Source organism: uncultured Salinicola sp. (assembly GCF_937921195.1).
Lineage (GTDB): Bacteria > Pseudomonadota > Gammaproteobacteria > Pseudomonadales > Halomonadaceae > Salinicola.
Genome location: NZ_CALFQK010000098.1, coordinates 1 through 18569, shown reverse-complemented (window position 1 = coordinate 18569; position 18569 = coordinate 1). Strand labels below are relative to the sequence as shown.

The 18569-nt window shown below is 62.2% G+C and carries 28 protein-coding genes; all 28 read left to right on the top strand.

Annotated elements, in window-relative coordinates; all coding sequences use genetic code 11:
* Positions 1 to 45 precede the first annotated feature (45 nt).
* The 28 genes from Q0602_RS08715 to Q0602_RS08580 all read left to right on the top strand — a co-directional run bounded on the left by Q0602_RS08715 (position 46) and on the right by Q0602_RS08580 (position 18319).
* Positions 46 to 585, top strand: a complete 540-nt coding sequence (locus tag Q0602_RS08715; protein ID WP_298841646.1) for a hypothetical protein — start codon at positions 46 to 48, stop codon at positions 583 to 585.
* Positions 582 to 1046: a hypothetical protein gene (locus Q0602_RS08710; protein ID WP_298841643.1), complete on the top strand. Its 465-nt coding sequence runs from the start codon at positions 582 to 584 to the stop codon at positions 1044 to 1046. The genes Q0602_RS08715 and Q0602_RS08710 overlap by 4 nt, the downstream gene beginning before the upstream one ends.
* Positions 1043 to 1411: a hypothetical protein gene (locus tag Q0602_RS08705; protein WP_298841640.1), complete on the top strand. Its 369-nt coding sequence runs from the start codon at positions 1043 to 1045 to the stop codon at positions 1409 to 1411. The genes Q0602_RS08710 and Q0602_RS08705 overlap by 4 nt, the downstream gene beginning before the upstream one ends.
* Positions 1408 to 1926: a hypothetical protein gene (locus Q0602_RS08700; protein ID WP_298841637.1), complete on the top strand. Its 519-nt coding sequence runs from the start codon at positions 1408 to 1410 to the stop codon at positions 1924 to 1926. Before Q0602_RS08705 ends, Q0602_RS08700 begins: the two co-directional genes overlap by 4 nt.
* A gap of 5 nt (positions 1927 to 1931) precedes the next feature.
* Positions 1932 to 2627 (top strand): hypothetical protein, encoded by a 696-nt coding sequence (locus Q0602_RS08695; RefSeq protein ID WP_298841634.1) that lies wholly within the window; start codon positions 1932 to 1934, stop codon positions 2625 to 2627.
* 17 nt (positions 2628 to 2644) lie between these two features.
* A complete protein-coding gene (locus Q0602_RS08690; RefSeq protein ID WP_298841628.1) occupies positions 2645 to 3280 on the top strand; it encodes a 3'-5' exonuclease in 636 nt (211 codons plus the stop codon).
* Positions 3277 to 3660, top strand: a complete 384-nt coding sequence (locus Q0602_RS08685; protein ID WP_298841625.1) for a hypothetical protein — start codon at positions 3277 to 3279, stop codon at positions 3658 to 3660. Before Q0602_RS08690 ends, Q0602_RS08685 begins: the two co-directional genes overlap by 4 nt.
* Positions 3661 to 3758: 98 nt before the next feature.
* Positions 3759 to 4769, top strand: a complete 1011-nt coding sequence (locus Q0602_RS08680; RefSeq protein WP_298841622.1) for a PhoH family protein — start codon at positions 3759 to 3761, stop codon at positions 4767 to 4769.
* An 80-nt stretch (positions 4770 to 4849) separates the two neighbouring features.
* Complete coding sequence (locus Q0602_RS08675) at positions 4850 to 5281, top strand: hypothetical protein (RefSeq protein WP_298841619.1); 432 nt, start codon at positions 4850 to 4852, stop codon at positions 5279 to 5281.
* Between the two features lie 143 nt (positions 5282 to 5424).
* On the top strand, positions 5425 to 6093 hold the full coding sequence (locus Q0602_RS08670) for a hypothetical protein (protein WP_298841616.1): 669 nt from the start codon (positions 5425 to 5427) through the stop codon (positions 6091 to 6093).
* A gap of 40 nt (positions 6094 to 6133) precedes the next feature.
* The gene (locus tag Q0602_RS08665; RefSeq protein WP_298841613.1) at positions 6134 to 7144 is read left to right on the top strand and encodes a GGDEF domain-containing protein; all 1011 of its coding nucleotides are present in this window, start codon (positions 6134 to 6136) and stop codon (positions 7142 to 7144) included.
* Between the two features lie 8 nt (positions 7145 to 7152).
* Positions 7153 to 7665, top strand: coding sequence for a hypothetical protein (locus Q0602_RS08660; protein WP_298841610.1), 513 nt, complete (start codon positions 7153 to 7155; stop codon positions 7663 to 7665).
* Complete coding sequence (locus Q0602_RS08655; protein ID WP_298841607.1) at positions 7662 to 8912, top strand: NUDIX domain-containing protein; 1251 nt, start codon at positions 7662 to 7664, stop codon at positions 8910 to 8912. The genes Q0602_RS08660 and Q0602_RS08655 overlap by 4 nt, the downstream gene beginning before the upstream one ends.
* Positions 8909 to 10294: an N-6 DNA methylase gene (locus Q0602_RS08650; protein WP_298841605.1), complete on the top strand. Its 1386-nt coding sequence runs from the start codon at positions 8909 to 8911 to the stop codon at positions 10292 to 10294. The genes Q0602_RS08655 and Q0602_RS08650 overlap by 4 nt, the downstream gene beginning before the upstream one ends.
* A 23-nt stretch (positions 10295 to 10317) precedes the next feature.
* Positions 10318 to 10542: a hypothetical protein gene (locus Q0602_RS08645; RefSeq protein WP_298841602.1), complete on the top strand. Its 225-nt coding sequence runs from the start codon at positions 10318 to 10320 to the stop codon at positions 10540 to 10542.
* 28 nt (positions 10543 to 10570) lie between these two features.
* The gene (locus Q0602_RS08640; protein WP_298841599.1) at positions 10571 to 11269 is read left to right on the top strand and encodes a hypothetical protein; all 699 of its coding nucleotides are present in this window, start codon (positions 10571 to 10573) and stop codon (positions 11267 to 11269) included.
* A gap of 1 nt (position 11270) precedes the next feature.
* Positions 11271 to 11861, top strand: a complete 591-nt coding sequence (locus Q0602_RS08635) for a hypothetical protein (protein WP_298841596.1) — start codon at positions 11271 to 11273, stop codon at positions 11859 to 11861.
* Positions 11862 to 11882: 21 nt separating this feature from the next.
* Entirely contained in the window at positions 11883 to 12251 is a 369-nt protein-coding gene (locus Q0602_RS08630) for a hypothetical protein (protein WP_298841593.1), read from the top strand.
* Positions 12248 to 12799: a hypothetical protein gene (locus Q0602_RS08625; RefSeq protein ID WP_298841590.1), complete on the top strand. Its 552-nt coding sequence runs from the start codon at positions 12248 to 12250 to the stop codon at positions 12797 to 12799. The genes Q0602_RS08630 and Q0602_RS08625 overlap by 4 nt, the downstream gene beginning before the upstream one ends.
* Complete coding sequence (locus tag Q0602_RS08620; RefSeq protein WP_298841587.1) at positions 12796 to 13053, top strand: hypothetical protein; 258 nt, start codon at positions 12796 to 12798, stop codon at positions 13051 to 13053. The genes Q0602_RS08625 and Q0602_RS08620 overlap by 4 nt, the downstream gene beginning before the upstream one ends.
* Positions 13050 to 13265 (top strand): hypothetical protein, encoded by a 216-nt coding sequence (locus Q0602_RS08615; RefSeq protein WP_298841584.1) that lies wholly within the window; start codon positions 13050 to 13052, stop codon positions 13263 to 13265. The genes Q0602_RS08620 and Q0602_RS08615 overlap by 4 nt, the downstream gene beginning before the upstream one ends.
* A gap of 35 nt (positions 13266 to 13300) precedes the next feature.
* Positions 13301 to 13795, top strand: a complete 495-nt coding sequence (locus tag Q0602_RS08610; protein ID WP_298841581.1) for a hypothetical protein — start codon at positions 13301 to 13303, stop codon at positions 13793 to 13795.
* Positions 13796 to 13852: 57 nt separating this feature from the next.
* Positions 13853 to 14584 carry an ATP-grasp domain-containing protein gene (locus tag Q0602_RS08605; RefSeq protein WP_298841578.1) on the top strand — a complete coding sequence of 244 codons (732 nt, stop codon included), beginning with the start codon at positions 13853 to 13855 and terminating at the stop codon, positions 14582 to 14584.
* Complete coding sequence (locus Q0602_RS08600) at positions 14581 to 15429, top strand: hypothetical protein (RefSeq protein ID WP_298841575.1); 849 nt, start codon at positions 14581 to 14583, stop codon at positions 15427 to 15429. The genes Q0602_RS08605 and Q0602_RS08600 overlap by 4 nt, the downstream gene beginning before the upstream one ends.
* Positions 15430 to 15735: 306 nt before the next feature.
* Complete coding sequence (locus Q0602_RS08595; protein ID WP_298841572.1) at positions 15736 to 16419, top strand: hypothetical protein; 684 nt, start codon at positions 15736 to 15738, stop codon at positions 16417 to 16419.
* Position 16420: 1 nt separating this feature from the next.
* Positions 16421 to 17164, top strand: coding sequence for a hypothetical protein (locus tag Q0602_RS08590; protein WP_298841569.1), 744 nt, complete (start codon positions 16421 to 16423; stop codon positions 17162 to 17164).
* A 34-nt stretch (positions 17165 to 17198) separates the two neighbouring features.
* Positions 17199 to 17690, top strand: a complete 492-nt coding sequence (locus Q0602_RS08585; protein ID WP_298841566.1) for a hypothetical protein — start codon at positions 17199 to 17201, stop codon at positions 17688 to 17690.
* A gap of 95 nt (positions 17691 to 17785) precedes the next feature.
* Positions 17786 to 18319 (top strand): hypothetical protein, encoded by a 534-nt coding sequence (locus Q0602_RS08580; RefSeq protein WP_298841563.1) that lies wholly within the window; start codon positions 17786 to 17788, stop codon positions 18317 to 18319.
* Positions 18320 to 18569 lie beyond the last annotated feature (250 nt).

The following is an 18569-nucleotide window of genomic DNA, read 5'->3' as shown; positions in this document are numbered from 1 at the left end:
CCCGATAACGGGAGAGGTTCGAGAAATCATGGAGGAGAGAGGAAAATGGGAGTGACCGCCCACGAGGTCCGCGACCTCATACTCGCTTCACAAGGCGATCGGCTCGAGAATCTGCCGGAAGAGCAGGGGCTATATGCGCTTCTCGATCACACCGGGGCCATGCGCTACATCGGGATGACAACCATGACCATCAGACGAAGGGTCGCCCGGTATCACGTCGCGGGAGACGGTAATTCACACAAGTACTCATGCGCCTACAATGCCGGCCTCCTGTGGCATGATCGCCGGGATCCGCGTTCGGACAGTGCCGACGGACGCATATCGAAGAAGGCGCGACGCGACTTCGCAAGGATGACCTGCAGGGCCATCGGTGTTCCGCTCCCCGGTCTGACGCCCGCTTCCCTCGCACGAATCGAGAGGGACGTGATCGGACTCGTCCGTCATCCGGACTGGAACGACAGTAAGTCGATCGATGCCATGGAGGTCGATGACCAGGTGAGGGTCATGACGTCGATGTGGAGCCATCGGGAAAGAATGGCCATGGAGCGACAGAGGGAGCGCTGGATGGAAGGAAGAAGCTCATGAGACCCCTGTGGATCAGCAGGCCGCTGGAGAACTGGCAGGACGTATGCGCATGGGCACAGGATGCCGGCGTCAGGAAGATCATCCCTCCGGAGCATCTGCATCTCACCATGGCGACGGTCCGCGAACCCGTCGATCATAGTCTAGTCACGGCCGAAGAAGACGAGATCATCATCGCTCCCGGTGCCAAGCCGGTGCAGATCTTCGCCTGGACCATCAAGGCCCTGACATTCACCGACCCCCGCCTGACGGCTCGGCACGCCGAACTCCTGCGCGCATACCCGGCGATGGACCATCCCGATTTCAGGCCGCATCTGAGCCTGTTCAAGGGCGGGCGCATGCCGAGGTCCGAATACGACGGCCCCCTCGTATTCGGACCGGAACGCATTCTCGAGTTCGACTCCGACAATTCCAGGGGGATCAAGCATGCGAAGGTCTCGGACCTTCTCGGAGGAACGCCATGACCGGCTCGCGTGACGGAGAACTCGATGACATCGATGTCCGATACGTCGTCGAGGCCACATTCGAGGTTCGCGCCGACGACGGACGCCACGGATGCGCGGATGCATCCTTCTCGGTCACGTGCGGTGTCTATTCCGGCATACCCGACAGGGACAACATCGCCGCACTCATCAACAGCCGCAGCCTGGACGTCGACGACATCGACATCGTGATCGGCGACTTCGACGCTGAGGAGATCACGGACATCGTGGAGAAGAGAGGCGTCACGGGGGCCGAGATACGATCCATGACCATCGAGGAGGTCCTGCACCGCGACAGGCCGATCGCACACAACATCATACCGATCGCACACGGAGAAGATCGATGACCGAACACAGGGACGAGGACAGCATGCGCGAGGATCTCGCATACATCGCCGACCTGAGGGAGGAGGTGGGACTTCTCTACAAGCGGCTCTTCTCACTGAACGTCGGTGGGCGATTCCATGCCTTCCTCGAGTGGTGCGGCGTCATGGGCGAGCATCTCAACATATGCGAGGACATGGTCCGCAAGGGTCTTCCGGCATTCGAGATGAACCGCCATACCGGCGAGACCCCGCACATCCCTCCCTATCGCCTGTCCTACATGGCGGAGAAGATGGAATGCATTTTCGACGGACTGCTCAAGGTCGAGGCCGACACCTCCTCCGGTGGCGGAGAAGACCACGAGGATGACGATCCCGTACGCAGATCGTATGATCCTCTGGCCGATCTCTCCCTGCTGCCACGGCGATCACAGACGCAGCGGGCGCTCGACGATCAGCTGAGGGACCTCTCGGTCGTCGCGAACAGGCTCGGGCTCTATGACGCAGCCGACCATCTCAGACGGAAGATCGAAAGATGAAGCCCATGACGATCGATCGTTTCTCGCTGCATCTTCTGGAACGGAGCTTCACGAGAGAAAGAGCGGCAAGGCTCATCCGTCTCGCTCACGGCACCGGTCCCTGGGCGACACTCGCGGGTCAGATACTCTCGGACGCCCTCGACGGAGGGATCACCGAAGAAGCGGACGGCGTCGTAGGGGCAAGCGCGCGACTCGATGAACGTTCCTTCTGGGCGAGCACCTTCATCGCCATCCGCGATCTCGGCGACGCCATGCCCGAGAGCACCAGGATGACCATGAAAGGAAAGGATGCCGGTAGCGTATTCGGCGTCGAGGGACTCCTGGGTCGCAGGATCATCGATACCGGCGTCAGTGACGCCGAGACATGGTGGGCGAAGGTCGAGGCCGACGATGTCAGTCTGCCCGATCAGGGGCTCGTGCAGCTCACGAGCGAGATGATCGGGATGATCCCGAAGATATCGCGCAACATACTGGACAACGCGACATCCTCCATCGGCAGGTTCACGCTCACCGGCCTCCTGATCCTGATCACGACAGCCGGCCTGCTGTTCGCCGTGCTTTCGACGGACCAGCCGGAATGGATACGGATCCTCGTCGCCATGACGGGGCCGGTCCTCATCTTCCGTCACTGTGACGGACGAGACTGGGACGCCCAGAAGAGGGTGGAAAACAGGAGCAGGACCCTGTCCTCCCTGGCATGATGGAAGCGGATACGGACATGGAAGACAGGATGTGGGTCGCCGACACCGAAGGCAACGGCGCCAACCCCAATGAACCAATCGAACTCGCCATCGTCGAGATGAAGGGATTCGAGATGACAGGAAAGGCCCATACCTGGCGCTTCCGCCCCCGGAATCCCATCACGCGTCACGCCACCTATGTGCACGGCATCACCAACGCGGACATAGCATCGGCTCCATCATACGACGAACAAGCCGACGAGGTCATGGAGAAGCTCGGTGATCTGCCGATCGTCGGACATTCCGTATCGGTCGAGGTGAACATGATCGGCAGTGTCCAGCCGGACTGGGAGCCGGCGCGGGCCTATGACACCCTGCGCATCGCACGTCGCCTCCTTCCTGAGCAGAAGAAGCACAAGCTGGGCATACTCGGCGATCAGCTCGGCCTCAGCGAGGAGGCACGACGTCTGACGGGAGGAAAGCCCCATAGTGCTCTCTACGACGCGGTGCTGACCGCCCTGCTCCTGCGGCATTTCGCCTCGGGAAATCCTGACCGCATCACCAAGCTCATGCAGCACGCCGAGATCATGGCGGGACGCAGGTCCAATGCCCGCCGGGAAGCCGAGAAACAGCGCAAGCGCCAGCTGCGCGAAGAGTTCAGGGTATCTCGATGAGCGAAGACGCCGCACTGCACGACTGGTCGTCCCTCGACGAGGAGGGGCTGCGTCGGCATGCCTCCCAATACGTCGGATGGGCCACCAACGAGATGTCCGACCCTGATGATCTCTCGTGGCGTCTGGAGATGCAGTTTCCCCTGTCGGAATTCCGTTCCGTCCCCACCGACTGGCAAGATTACTTCGATGACGACGTGCGCGGGAATCCTCGATACGACGAAGGCTTCGAGAACGCGGAGTGGCACACACCCGCGGTGATCAGCGTCGAGCACGACGAGATCATCATCTGGGACGGATGGCATCGCATCGCGACGTCGATGACACGTGGAGACGAATGCATGATGGTGATAGTCGGGAGTCAGGTTTCTCCCCATTCCTGAACGCCTGGGGCGGAGGAATGCAGAGAGAGGAAAAACAGTTGTAAGTCCGGTTTTCAGGATGATACAATTCGTTTGTCAACCTCTCGATAGGAGACGCAATGAGCACCAATGCAGCAGTCCGCACCGAAGACATGGAGGTGCGTCCGCGTGCCTCGACCGTGAGCTTCGCCCTCGAAGACAACAGGCTCCTCGCCGAAGTCTGTGGCCCCATGGAACGCAACGTCGACTACATCGAACGCAAGATGGACGTGTCGATCCGGTGCCGCGGCAATGACATCCAGATCAACGGCAACCTCGCCGAGGACGCCCAGGAGGTCATGCGACAGCTCTACAGGCATCTCCAGTGCTCCGACGAGGAGATTACGAACGGTCTCATCGACACCAAGATCCGGGACGCCGCCCAGCTCGATCTCCCTGAGATCCCCGCTCCGAGCAACGTCCTCCCCCAGGTCAGCATCCGGACGCGCAGGAAGACCATCACCCCACGCACCCAGACGCAGACGCAGTATATCAGCGCGATGCAGCGCGGCGAGGACCTGATCTTCGGGCTCGGCCCGGCAGGCACCGGCAAGACCTACCTCGCGGTCGCCCAGGCCGTCTCCCAGCTCATCCAGGGCAAGGTGCAACGGCTCATCTTCTCCCGCCCCGCGGTCGAGGCCGGCGAGAAGCTCGGCTTCCTGCCCGGCGATCTCAAGGAGAAGGTGGATCCCTACCTCCGCCCCATCTACGACGCACTCTACGACTGCCTCCCCCCGGAACAGGTCGAGACGCGCCTCGCCAGCGGCGAGATCGAGGTGGCTCCGCTCGCCTTCATGCGCGGTCGGACCCTCGCGGATGCCTTCATCATCCTCGACGAGGCCCAGAACACCACCAAGGAACAGATGAAGATGTTCCTCACGCGCTTCGGCGAGAACTCGCAGATGATCATCTGCGGGGATCCGAACCAGACCGACATTCCCGGCGGCCCGCCGATGTCGGGACTGACCGATGCGATGGCCAAGCTCGATGGCGTGGACGGTATCCACTTCGTCAAGTTCGGCGCGAAGGACGTCGTGCGTCACCCCATCGTCGGAAAGATCGTGGACGCCTACGAAGGCGGCTCCGAATAGGAGAGAACCCCACGATCCCCCAAACTGGGCCCGCTCCGGCGGGCCTTTTTTTTTTTGATCCATAGCGCAAGGACAGGCAGATGGACGAATTCGCACGGATGATGCTTCAGGAAGGCGTTCGGCCGCTCGGACAGAAGACCGCAGGACAGAACCGACCGGGAAGAACGGAAGAAGCCTCCCGTCAGGACGGCGGATCGACGAACGAGACTCCCGCTCCTGCCGTGACCACACCCTCAGGTCCCGCCTGGAAGGGCGGAGCGGATGCACGACGCACCCTCGAAGCGGCCATCGACATGGCGCGGGAGGACCGCATCGCCGGAGCCCCCACCTGGATCACCGGTCTGCGGCAGGACGGCAGATCGCTGTCCATGCGACCCGAGGCGACTCTCGGCGAGATCGTCTCCGCGGCTGATCGCGAGGATCTCCGGCTCATCACGATCGCCGGGCGGGACTGGACCTGCATCCTCCACCCCTCGATGGGAATCGCGACGATCGAACACGACGCTCGATGAACGCGATCGATTCCGTCCCGTACAGGCGTCTCGAGACATCGGGCCTGGGACACAAGGACATATGCATCCTCATTGGGGACATCGTGCGCGCCGGAGGGATCTCCGCATGCAGGGATGCGAAGGGCTTCTGGGGAAGAGGGGCAATGGCACTCCTGGAAGTCGAGCACAGGATCGGCGGGGAGCTGATCGAGGATCGCGGAAAGACCGCGATGCGCCTTAATTCGGACAAGACCCTCATGGAGGGATATCCGGAGATCTGTCCCGGTCGGTCACGATGCGAGGGCGGAATACTGTACCAGTCGCGTATCGCCCTCAAGGAAGGCGTCCTGCTGCAGGGCGATTCGATCTTCCTGCACGGGGTCCATTCCGCGGCGATCCCCGAAAGCGTCCTGGTGGCGGCGGCCGGGCGACCGCTGACGAGGCTGGTGGATCACGCCAGTCTGTCCGACCTGATCGTCAGGGATCGCTACCAGGTGCTCCCCGACAGGATCATCATCGAAGTGCGCCACCCGGTGATCGAGCTTGAAACCGTTCGCCTGGCCGATCGCATCCGCGCCCTGCCCCGCATCATGGCGCGACAGTCCGGCCTCATCGGTCGGATTCGCGAAAGACGGCTCGTGACAAGACAATACGCATCACTGGCCGTCATCGCAGTCCTCCTTGTCTTCCTCCTGACGCTCTCGTCCGGACGTATCGCCCCCGTCCTGATCGCCCTCACCGGACTCGCCATACTGCGTGACACCCTGCTCCCGTGCAGCGGGGACATGAAGGCGAGCATACGGAAGACCAGGGACGAATTCCCGAGGATGTGACGGAGCGCCTCGCATCACCACCAGACAGCGGAAAAATCACATGAGACATACAGCAGACACCGGCAGGAAAGTGCTGGACTTTCTCGAGAGCAACGATCTGGAGGCGACGCCCTCCAACTATCGTCTCGGCTATGTCTTCATCACTGCCGGCTGCAGTCGTCTCGTCAAGGAGATCAACGGCTACATCGACGACAAGCTGCGGATCAGACAGGTCAACATGGACGACATGATGAAGCGTCACGCCATCGAGGGACGTCAATTCTCCAGCAAGGGCGCAGTCTCTTCCGACGAAGAGGATTCGGAGGAGCGCGAAAGGGAGATGACGGCCTTCGCCACTGCGGCGATGGCACTCGTGAAGGACACCCGCAGGGCGACGGGTGAACTGACCAGGGATCTCACCCAGGAAAGCGAGATCATCCAGTCGGGCGCCCGCGGCGAGGCCCTGGAAGCCGCCATATTGAGGATGGTCCATCGATCACAGGAGACCGAGGACAGGCTGAAGGAATCCAGCAAGCGGATCAAGCGCCTCCAGACCGACCTGGAAGAGGCGCGGAACACCGCAACGGTCGACGAGCTCACGGGGCTCCGGAACCGCAGAGCGGCAAGGCAGCTCATGGAGACGCTGGACGCCGGATCCGAGCGGTATGCGGTCGCCGTCATCGACATCGACAACTTCAAGCGGATCAACGACACATTCGGTCATCCCGTGGGCGACCGCGTCATCGCGCATGTCGGGCGGGTCCTCTCGGAGAGCGTGGCGCCCGAGATGGTGGCGCGCTGGGGAGGCGAGGAATTCCTCGTCGTCTCGCGCGAGATGTCCTGCGCCCAGATGCACGACAAGCTCGACGAGGCCCGGAGGCATCTGCGTGAGAGGCATCTGAAGGTCAGGGAGACCGACAGACCCCTGGGAACGATCACGTTCTCGGCGGGGATCTCTCCTAGCAGCGGAAATTCCACGGAGTGCGTGGAAATAGCCGACGGCCTGCTCTACGAAGCGAAGCAGAACGGGCGAGATCAGATTCGCTCATCCTCAAAACTCAAGGCTGCCTGACAATCTCAATGAATTTCTTGGAAAGAAACCGCCGGGTCGCCCTCGGCTTCCTCGAACACATCGGCAACATCTCGATCGCTCGCTACAGGAACAGGACGGCGGGCGTGGACTGGAGCGTCCTCATGGACCGATGGGACCCCGGACAGAGCGACAAGGGAACCGTCCTGCGCAGGCTCGATCCCGATGTCCCCGATCTCGAACTGACCTACTTCGCGTGCCACGGCACACTGCCTCTCCATGTCGACATGATCGGCAGGAAGAGTCTCACCTTCGGCGCCATCCTCCATTGCCCCGAGGAACTCCACCTCAACGCCTCCGAGGGGTCCGTAGAGGTGGAAGCAGGCACCCTCTTCATGCTGGATCCGTCGATCCGGCACGGAGCTCAGGCGGAAGGTCGATTTCTCTTCGCGACCATCGACCTGCCCGAGCACCAGGCACCCACGGTGGAGAAGTTCAGGAGGCGCGTCGGAAAGGACATCCGGCGCATCGCCCAGAAACACGGTCACAAGGAGACCACATGATCTATCACCTGCACACCACCGGCACTCCCGTCAGTTGGAGCATCGCGGCGATCTACGAGAAGAGCCTAGGCATAGCATCCGAGGCGGCCAGGAACTGGCATTCGAGGCACGACTCCATCGAGGCCTTGATCAGGGTCGAACGGGAAGACGACGGATCCGTCCGGAAGGCCGAATGCGTCGAGATATTCTGGGTTAAGCAGGACCGGCAGGACAAGGACACGCACGGGATATTCGTCTCCGGATTCAAGGACATCGTCGACGATGACACGCGTTCGATCATCGAGGAACTGCTTCGTCAGGCGATGATCGCCCAGGGATACCTGATCCCGCCACGGCAATGGGCGGCCCGCTATCCGGCCTCCAAGATAGTCTCGGACCACTTCCGCGACTTCAATCGCGCATACGAGGACCACAAGAAGGCGGGCACGTCCCGCGACGAGTTCTTCGAGGACCGATGGATCATGTTCATGGAGCGTCCTCGGGACCACGTCCTCGCCTACACCGTCAAGCCACGCGGCAAGGGATACGGAATCGAACCCGGAAGAGAAGGTCTGACCGATCCCACGCAGGGCAAGTCATGGCGCGAGATCGAGGATGCAAATGCCTACTGTCGGCATCTCAATTCGGGATTCAGCTGGGAGGAGGCGCAGATCCTCATGAGACCCGAGCCCGTGGAGGCACCATACCCCATCGCCGACCAGGCTCTGGACGCGCTCGACGCCCATCTCCGCGATGTCGGAGACGACGGTCGCCATGACGATCTACGCACACAGATCGAGGAGGAGGGAGAGCGGGCCTTCAATCGCTCCAACATGCGCGGTCACGTGACCTCCTCGATGATGGTCGTCCGTCTCGACACCATGGAATGCCTCCTCATCGAACATCTCCATCACCAGCTGTGGCTGGCTCCCGGTGGACATTACGAAACGGGGACACTGCTCGAGAGCGCTCTGCGCGAGGTGGAGGAGGAAACGGGTCTCACCGACGTCGAGCCGGTCTTGAGGCACCCGATCCATATCGATACGCATCCCATCACGGCGCGCCCCGCGAAGAACGAAGGCGAACACTTCCATTCGGACTACCTGTACGGAGGCATCGCCCGCGGGTCCACGGACCTCGTCGCGCAGGAGGACGAGGTCGCCGGGGCGGATTGGAAGCCGCTCGAGGAGGTCGCCCGGTGGAAAGGACACGCCGGTGACGGCGCGAGGCGCATGATCAGCATACTGAAGGAAAAGGGACTGCGATGACGACAGGCCGCACGGGACCACATCCGCCGGCCGACGACATCGAGACCATCCATCAGGGCACGGCGCTCTACACAGCGGATCCAGAGATCGAGAACCTGCTCGACCGGATCGGCTGGCCCGATTGCGGAGGACGTCTGCTCGACCCGGGATGCGGTGACGGCAACATGGTCATCGCAGCACTTTCCCGCCTCGATCTGCGGCCGGGTCCGGGATGCAGTCGCCAGGCCTTCCGCGTCCAGGGCTTCGAGTTTCACAAGCCGAGCGTTCACGAAGCACGTCAGCGCTACCGCCGGCTCCTCGTCGAACGCGGATGGAATCCGCACGAGGCCTACCAGACCGCGAACCTAGCAATCGAGGAGCGAGACTTCCTGCTAGATCCCCGGGAGGGCGCATGGGACATCATCCTGAGCAATCCGCCCTACTGGCGCCGGATGCGTCTCCCCGAACGCTATCGCCAGCTCTTCGATGAAGCCGTGCCGCCGCACGCGCGCGGCGACCTTCTCCACGCCTATCTCGACAGGTGCCTGTCCACGATCGCCTCCGAAGGGCGCCTGGCGCTGGTCACCTCCGACCGCTGGCTGACCAACGCCACGGCCGCCGATCTGCGCGAAGCGATCGGACAGCGGCTCAAGATCGAGCATGCGGAGCGTCTCACGAACGGAAGCCCCTTCCACCGGCCGAAGGACAGGCGACAGGGAAGTCCGCCACGGGTCCATGCGGTAGCGCTCGTCCTCTCCGACACCGGGCGCGCCATGACGCGCGATCCCTTCCTCACAGAGGAATTGCCCGAGGTCACGGGGATTCCATTCGCGCAGCTCGCCGACATACGTCTCGCACCATGGCTGGGACCCGACGGCATCTTCCTCATCGACGATCCGGACATGCTTCCGGAAGCGGTCACGGTGCCATGCATCATGCCGAGGGGTATCGACCCGGATACCGACGAGATCCTCGAGACCACCCGGTGGGCGATCGTCACCGGCGACGAAGTGCCGGACACCAGCGTGATGGCGCATCTGAAAGCGAACATGGGGCGCATGCCGGACCGCGGAGTGAGACCGGTCGCATGGCATCCGCCGGAACGCTTCGACAGGCACCTGCCACTCGCGGAGGAGGCGATCCTCATCCCGCGCATCGCCAAGCGACTGAGGCCGATCACCATCCCCGGTGGGCACCTGCCCATAAACCACAGCCTCGTGGTGGCAAGCGGACTGCCGGCGGACACCATCCGCACGATGCTCGAGCATCCTCTGGTGCAGCGCCAAGCCGACATTCTCGCCCCGCGCGTGGAGTCGGGATACCGCTCCTACACCGCGACGCTGCTGCGCCAGCTCGTCATCCCCTACGAAGCCATCCCTTCGGACATCTCCGAAGCGGCCTGAACACGACCAGAAAGAGGACTACCATGTTCGATCCCATCCTGACCCAAGAAGAAGTCGCCGCCCTGCGCAAGATGCGTGAGCGCATCCGGTCGACGCGACCCAATCCGAAGGGGCCACAGATGACGGTGCACTTCGCCGTCGAAGACGCCCTCGGCGCCCTGATGGCCATCGGGGCAGGGAATCCGAGCACCCACAAAGAGCTCGAGGACGCAGGCAAGGCGGTTCGCCAAGCCGTGCTTGATCGCTGACACCGTCTCATTGCGAAGGACATCGACGATGCACGAGAAGACCGACATCCGCACACCGATCCAACCGGCGAACTGGGACTATCTGCGCGTCAATGACTCGGAGACCCGAGAGAAGATCGACAGCGTGTTCACGCGATATGCCGAGAACGACAATCTCGTCGGACGCGGACTCATCAAGGACATCTATCGCAGCGACCTTGCAGAAGGCATCGTCGCAACCATCGTGTGGGGCTACCCCAAGGGGCGCTATCCAGGGGGACGCGGCTTCAATCCCGTGCTCGACCAGATCGACGAGATCGTCGCCATCCTCTCGATCGGAAGGGAACGCTCCGGCAGCATCGATGCCGCGGAACTCTGCTACCGGTTCAACCGGATATCCGGCATCGGCATCTCGACCTACAGCAAGATGCTCTACTTCGCGGAAGTAGAGGCGAAGGAGGGTCTCTGCCTCATCTACGACCAGATGGTCATGCGTGCCATCAGCGTGTCCCCGGAACCGGAACTCGTGCCTCTACAGGCCCGGCTGGGATCGAACTACCTTTCGTCCAAGGGCAGTGCTCCTTCCTACAGGACCTATCCGTCTGCGCTCCAAGAGGCGACATACGGACATTTCCTCAAGGCCGTAGGCCTGATGGCGGAACGCAAGGGGATGCATCCCGCCGACGTGGAGCAGGAGCTCTTCCTCGATGCTCCCAGGGGACGCATTGCAGAGAAGAACGGAAAATAGCATGGAAGCTCAGGCCAAGGTAGCCATCGCCCCGATCAGCTTCGAGAAGATCCAGGGGGATTACGAAGCCAAGGGCATCGACATCACCGACGTGAACGGACTCCACGGATCGGGCGACAAGCCCGGACACTTCGAGAAATGGCACGCATCAAAAAGCCTTCCGACGCATGATGAAGACGGCAAGCACTTCCGTTCATCGAGGATCTTCTACAAGCAATACCAGGATGATCCCGAGGGCGGACCCGCTGCTCCACTGTTCGTCAACTTATGGCACTATCTCCTGAAGATCAGCGAGCCCATCCCTTGGATCGAAGGCAATTCCGAGAGATCGAAGACCACTCCAGTCGCGGAATTCATGCTGACCGTGACCAAGGACATCCATGATGACGACATCGACGAAATGCGGCACAGAATCGACCCCGAGGGCGAAATCCCCGACGACATTCTCGCTCATCACGTGAACAACCTGCGGATACTCCATCGCCAAGAGACCGAAGCCCGAAAGCTCATGCTCGAGATCATCGATGCCTACGGCACGGAAACGCCGAAATACGGCAAGGTCATCTTCATGGCCATGAAGGTCGACTGCTGAAGGATCCACTGGAGAGATGCAATGACAGAGAAGAAGAGGGACCTGAAGAAGGCAGGCAAGCTCGCCATGGCGGAAACGCTGCGCCTGACCACGATCGGCGCCGGATTCGCCTTCGTCGGGAGGGTCGTCCCCCTCGTCCCGTGGGAGGCCACGCTGGCCATCTATCTGGTTGGCGTCGTCGTCGTCCACTTCTGGGTCTTCAAGGGCATGACGGGCAACCCGCCTCCGACCTGGCGGGACATCCATCTCTATGGGAGAGACAGCGGGATCGGGATCGTCGTATTCCTGTGGCCCCTCATCCTGCTCTTCGTCGCAGCCCCCGAAGCCGTCGACCACATGATCAGGAAGAAGTTCGGCATCCTGCCGGAGCCGGAGGAGCGGAACGCATGAAGATCGCCTCACATCACGTCCCCGGCACCAGGGAACACGAACTCGCGCAGAGGATCCGCCCCGCACCCGACTACACCCCCAACAAACCGTGGCCAGAGGAGACACGCGTCCAGTGGGGACACGGCATCGTTCCTGCCGTTCCCTTCTTCGAGGCGTTCCTTCCCGGCACCTTCATCAGGGGCGAAGGAAAGGACATCGCGGAGGCCGAGGCCAAGGCATTCGCCCAGTACGAGCGGGAGGGGCGCTGCGACCACCAGTGGGGGCGCCAGCGCCCCGGCGGCGATCTATACACGAACGGCGCCGGCTGGTGCCGCAAGTGCCGCGCCTTCCGGAGCAGCATGTTCCGGCCCATCACGAAGCTCGGCGCCCATCGCAAGCCGCTCAGCACCATGGAGCTCCATCACCTCGAATCCATGGAGACGGATCACGAGATGAACGAGTGGATGGACCGGGTCTATCCCGACGATCGCGCCGACCGCGAAAAGCTGAAGAGGCTCCTGAGGGTGCGGAGACACCTGTTCGGAACAGTGGAAAGGAAAACGGCATGAATCTCGATCATGTGAGCAATGACCAGCTCGAAGCCGTGCTCGATGCGGCAGTCGCCAAGGCGCTGGAGAACAACAGCGGATCGGGAATGGCTAACTACCACGTTCTTTCGACCCAAGAGGATCATGATCCTGTCGCTGACGCCGACGTCGCCATGATCGGCGGAGAGGATTCGGATCTCTTCTACAATGTGCCGATCGACCTTTCCGTCCTGCGCGCGGAGTTGACCAAGCTCATCAGCGTATCGCCTTCGTGACGACGCTCTCCTTCGGACCCGATACCTCGGGCTACGAGATCTACGAGGGTGCACTCCGCGCGGCATGGTTCGTCCGTCAGAACGATGTCAGCTACACCAGCATTATCGGCATCGGACGCGACAGGGGTCACGCCATCGCCATCATGCGCTCGCACAAGGCTGAGCGTGAACGGATGCAGCGCGCGAACCCCTTCTTCCTCTTCGCCGCCTGAGCGCGGACATCACATATCACCGAAAGGACATCGGCATGACGACATTCATCGAACTCGTGAAACAGGGGAAATACACCCCGGGACAGATCGACGACTGGGTCGAGGCCTGGCACGAGAGCGATTCCGACAGGGAACTGCACGAGACCATCGGCATGACCTTCGAGGAATACGGGCGCTGGGCCAAGGATCCCGATACGCTGATCTCGATCATCGGTCAGCACGGCGTCGTCGTCGAAAGGGAGGACCTCGAGATCGAAGGCATCAAGATCAACCACAACATCCCCGGCAAGGAGCAGGAGTCCAGCTTCATGAACGCCTGCCTCGTAGGCGCGAATGACACGGACGTCAGCATCGCTGCGACGGCACCGGCAGAATACCATGCAATGAAACCAGGCGACTTCAACGCGGCCATGCAGCGGGATCTCGCCCCTCTCGTCGCTGCCGGATGGACCTTCGAGATCCAGCGCGGACCGGACGAGGAGGGAGCCGAGAAGCTCATCGACGGCATGGCCGACGACATCGAGCGCTGATCCTTGCATTGGGTAATCCTACGCGCCCTCTCGCGCGAACTCGGCTTCGACGGCATGATGGCCGCGATCGCCTCCCGAAACCTCCCGCATACGCTCGTGCGCAAGCCTCCCATGGCGCCCTATCTCGTGGGTGATACCGGCGATGACCCCATCACGCTCGACATCGAAGGACCGGTCTTCGTGGTCGGCTCCACCTCCATGAACGAGGTCTCGATCGCCCACGGGTGGACTCCCGGCTACATAGACGCACCCGACTTCCACGAGTGCCTCGCCCACTGGGGCGACCGGATGCTCAACGCCGATTCGTGGACCGGGCGGCTAGCCGACGCCGTGATAATGGAAGGGGAGACCCGCTTCGTGCGGCCCGTCGAGGACATCAAGAACTTCGCAGGACGCATCCATGATGCGAGGACCTTCGCCGAATGGCGCGAGCCCATCCTCGCCCTCACGGTGCCCGCGACAATCGACGGTGACAGCATGATCCAGATGGCCTCAGAAAAGGAAATCTGGTCGGAATACCGCTGCCTCATGGTGGGTGGGCGCTACATCACAGGGTCACGATACAAGACCGGAGAGACCGTCGCCTATTCGCCGGATGTCGGGAACCGCATCATCGCCTACGCCGAGGAGTGTGCGGACATCTGGACGCCGCGGCGAGCAATCACGTTCGACATCGCCGACACGCCCGAGGGTCTGAAGATCATCGAGACGAACTCGATCTGCTCGGCCGGCTTCTACGCCAGCGACATGGACAGGTTCGTCGGAGCCATAGAGGAGGAGTTCGCATGACGGACATGCCGAACTGGCTGACGGACCACCTGCGACCGCATGCGACACCGCGTGAAGCAACGAAGGGCCTCTTCTTCCACGGCACCGTCGAGCCCTTCGAGACACCGCTGCGCGCGACCGGCTGGGAGCGCCTTCTGTGGTTCGCTGAAGGCCCGGAGATCGCCCAGTCCTACTGCCCCGAAAGCGGCTCGGAATGCCTCGTCTCCTTCCTGCGCTTCGCCCTCGACGAGCGGTTCGTGCCCCATGGCGACATGGACGCCAGGATCTTCGGCCTGATGGGCTTCGACATCGCGGAGATGGATGCCGAGCGGGACGAATACGGTCGCATGTGCAGCTACCGTCTGCTCAAGGATCACCCCACCAATCGTCAGGCCAAGGAATTCATCGAGAACCTGGGCTACGTCTTCGAAGGCGAGAGCTGCTGGATCAAGATGCGCCTGAAGGACGAGGGCGGGGACGAGATCATGCCGGCCGACTGGAAGATCCCCGGACGGCTCCACATCCTCCAGCGGCCGAGTGACCTCAGGCTCTACGACCTGCAGAGTTCCGCCGACGGCGGCCTGACCGGTCGCCAGTGGATGCGCACCGACCTGTTCGAGAAGCTCGCCGATTCAGGGAACTGGGACGGCATCATCATCGACGACATTCACCAGTCGAAGAAGATGGGCCATTTCTCTCACCGTTCCATCGGCCTGTTCCAGCCGACCATCGACAGGCTGGATCATCACGCCATCGACTGCGTCAACGCCGAGCCCTGGGACATCTGGAAGGCAGAGGACGGACGCACGACTCCCGAGTTCGACGCTCTCCATGCAGGTACGCGTGCGAAACGCAAGGCGGCATAGGAGAAGACCATGCGACAACGGACTCTCTTCCGGCCGCATGACGGCCAGAGCGTCACATGCCCGGAGGACCGGGGAGATCCGGCATACCGGGGCATCGTGGAATCCTCCGGCCCAACGGTCCACCGTAACGCCAACGGGCACCCATTCGTGTGGACGACGGTGCGCAATCCACATGGCGGTCGCAGGAGCGTCTGGCCGTCGAGCCGGCTCTGCGGCTGAAGACCCGATAGCGGGAACGGAACAAGAAGAAACGACAAGAGGGAAAAGGACGCGATCACCGCGTCATCCCGAAACAGGAGGAATACGATGCAGGCAGCAGCGATGAACACCGGCATGGACGCCCGCGGCAATTACCGGAAAGACGGCGATCTCCATCGTCCGGGAGAGAAGCTGGACGATCTCGTCCCGCGAATGCTCGCGCATCTGCGTTCGACCTTCCCTGGATACGACTTCGCCCCGGAACGCAAGGTCTACACCGGCGGGCGCTCCATCACCATGAACCTCATCTCGGGTCCGGCCGGCCTCTCCGACAGGGAAGTGGGCGACGCCTTCCTTCAGAAGGTCAAGACGGAGATGGACCGCTTCGACCGCTCTCAGGGCAATGTCCACAGCGATTATCACAGCGGCAGCTTCTTCGGCTTCGCCGAGATCGATCCACGCTATCACGCGCAGCACGCCCAGATCGTCGAAGGCACCGATGTCGAGCCGAAGATGACGCTCGCCGCCTTCAAGCGCGCGCTCAAGGTCGGCGACACGATCGTTCTCGAATCGACCAACAACCCCTATTCCCAGAAGATGGTCGGGATCGAGCGCAAGGTCGCGCAGGTGCGATCGGGTGACTTCATCACCGAGGGCTCGGACGGTCGGAAGATCTACTTCGACTTCCCCAAGGCCGCGGCGTTCTCCTGCGACGGAGAGCGCTTCCGCCTGACCGATGCCACCGAACACAACCCGGACGGCTACCGTCTGTATCGCTGGACCCGGAACTGACATGCACGAGCCACACAGCCACTGCCATCGCTGCGGCACCCGATACGAGCGCAAGGACGCCGCCAGCGAATGGCCGAAGCTCTGTCCGCCCCACGCGGGAGGATGCGGCAACCTCCAGTGGTTCAATCCGCAACCCATCGCCGTCCTCATCCAGCCCGTGATCGACAGCGAACGCATCGGTGTCCTCACCCCCACGAGGGGGATCGAACCCATGCGCGGCCATCCGGCGCTCACCGGTGGGCACCAGGAAGGTCATGACCGCAGTTCGGAGGACGCCGGCGCACGCGAGCTGTGGGAGGAGATCCGCAACGAACGCGTTCGCGAAGAGGACATCGAGCTCCTCTGCAGTCGTTCTACCGGTCCGATGATCCCCGGTCGCCGGCAGAACCTGGTGTTCGGCTACAACACCAGACCCGTCCCGATCTCGCTGTTCGACGGATGGGAGCCGGACGAGGAAACGCTGGCGATCGACATCAGCTGGGAGCCACGCGTCCTCGCATTTCCTTCGCACACCTATGCGATGGCGCTCTACTTCCGCAGGCATCTGGGCATCGAGGCCCCCGAAGCGTATTTCGTCCAGCCTCATACCGGCGATCCGGTCTTCCACGGCCGCGGTGCACCGAGCGTCTTCGACGTGCCCTACCTCCAGCGTCATCTCGACGATGGCATCTGGGAGGTGCTCTTCGAGGAGGGCGGCATGCCGGTGAAGATCCGGCACCACGAGGGCGGCTGGAAGGTCGCCTGACGACAAACCCGAACACATACGAGGACCGACGGACATGAAGATCACCATCGCCAATCTGAAGCATTCGGAATCGCTCTCGGAAGAGACGAACGCCTATACCGCCACCGTCCTCGTCGACGGAGTCCGGGCTTTCGATGCCTCGAACTGCGGCCGCGGTGGCATGGACCTGTATCATCCCATAAAGGGCTATACGGGTCCCAGCGAGAGCGAGATCAACGACTGGCTCAAGGCCAACACGCCGGCCATCGAGTTCCACGACATGAAGCTGGACAACACTCTCGAGATGGTCGTAGGTGATCTCATCGAGGAGAAGCTCCGGGACTCACGGCTGAAGCGCCTTCTGCGCACCAAGATCCTCGTCATCGACGACAAGGACGGCGAGGCTTCTCTCTACACCTACAAGAGCAAGCCCACGGACCAGAACCTCGGTGCCATGCGGGCGGCCATCCTCGGTCAGAAGGTCTCGGGGCGCCTCGTCAACGGTGGCGGTGAGGATATCATGGCGGAAGCACGCGAACTCGTATGAGCGGCCCTCATCCCGCATCGGCGATCGACACGGAAGCGGCAGCAAGAGCATTCGCCCTCTCCCTCACAGGAAAGGGCCCGCACTGGGACACGACCATGACGGAGATGCATCCGGAGATGGGCGGTTCGGGTGACGAATGTTCCTGGTACGTCATCGACGCCTGCATCGACATGGGCCTGTGCGAGGAGGAGCCCCAGAAGGGAAGCCCGGAAGAGGTCGCCGTCCTCACCAAGTGGTGCGACCAGCGTGCTCCGGTGTGCAAGGCGAAGATGGAACGGATCGTTATCGAGGACGGACACGTCACCGCACATCGCATCATCGACAGCAAGCCCGAAGACCTGAAGACTGCGCTCGGCATCTTCTGGAGCCACGACTTCGACAACTGGCCCGATCCCTCGACCCCGTGGGGCGAGAAGCGCGGCACCTTCCCGACCATCGTGATCGAAGCGAAGATACCCGTCGAGGCGATCGACTGGCAGACGAGCTGCACCGCCCTCATGGACTGGATGGTCGGCGACTGCGAGAGCGAACTGCGGCTCGAGCCTAGACATCCGCTGAAAGACGTGAAGGCGTTCCTGCTCGAGACGATGGAACCGATCGAATTGCCCGACAGGAATTGGACAAGCTAGGAGAAGAACGCAGAGAGGAAAAAGAGGACGACCTCCCGACGAGGGCTGCGACGAGCAGCCTTCCTCAGGAAGCCGGCCAACCGACTTCCGGGCCCCGAGAAGCCCGCCGATCCCGTAGGTGACCGCCAGGTCATCCGTCCGGTCGCAACCGGACAGGCGAACCCTCGGACCGATACCACATGAACGTTACCAACACTTCCATCTTCACGACGGAGGCAGGCGCCATGCGGACAAGACGGGATCCTCTGCG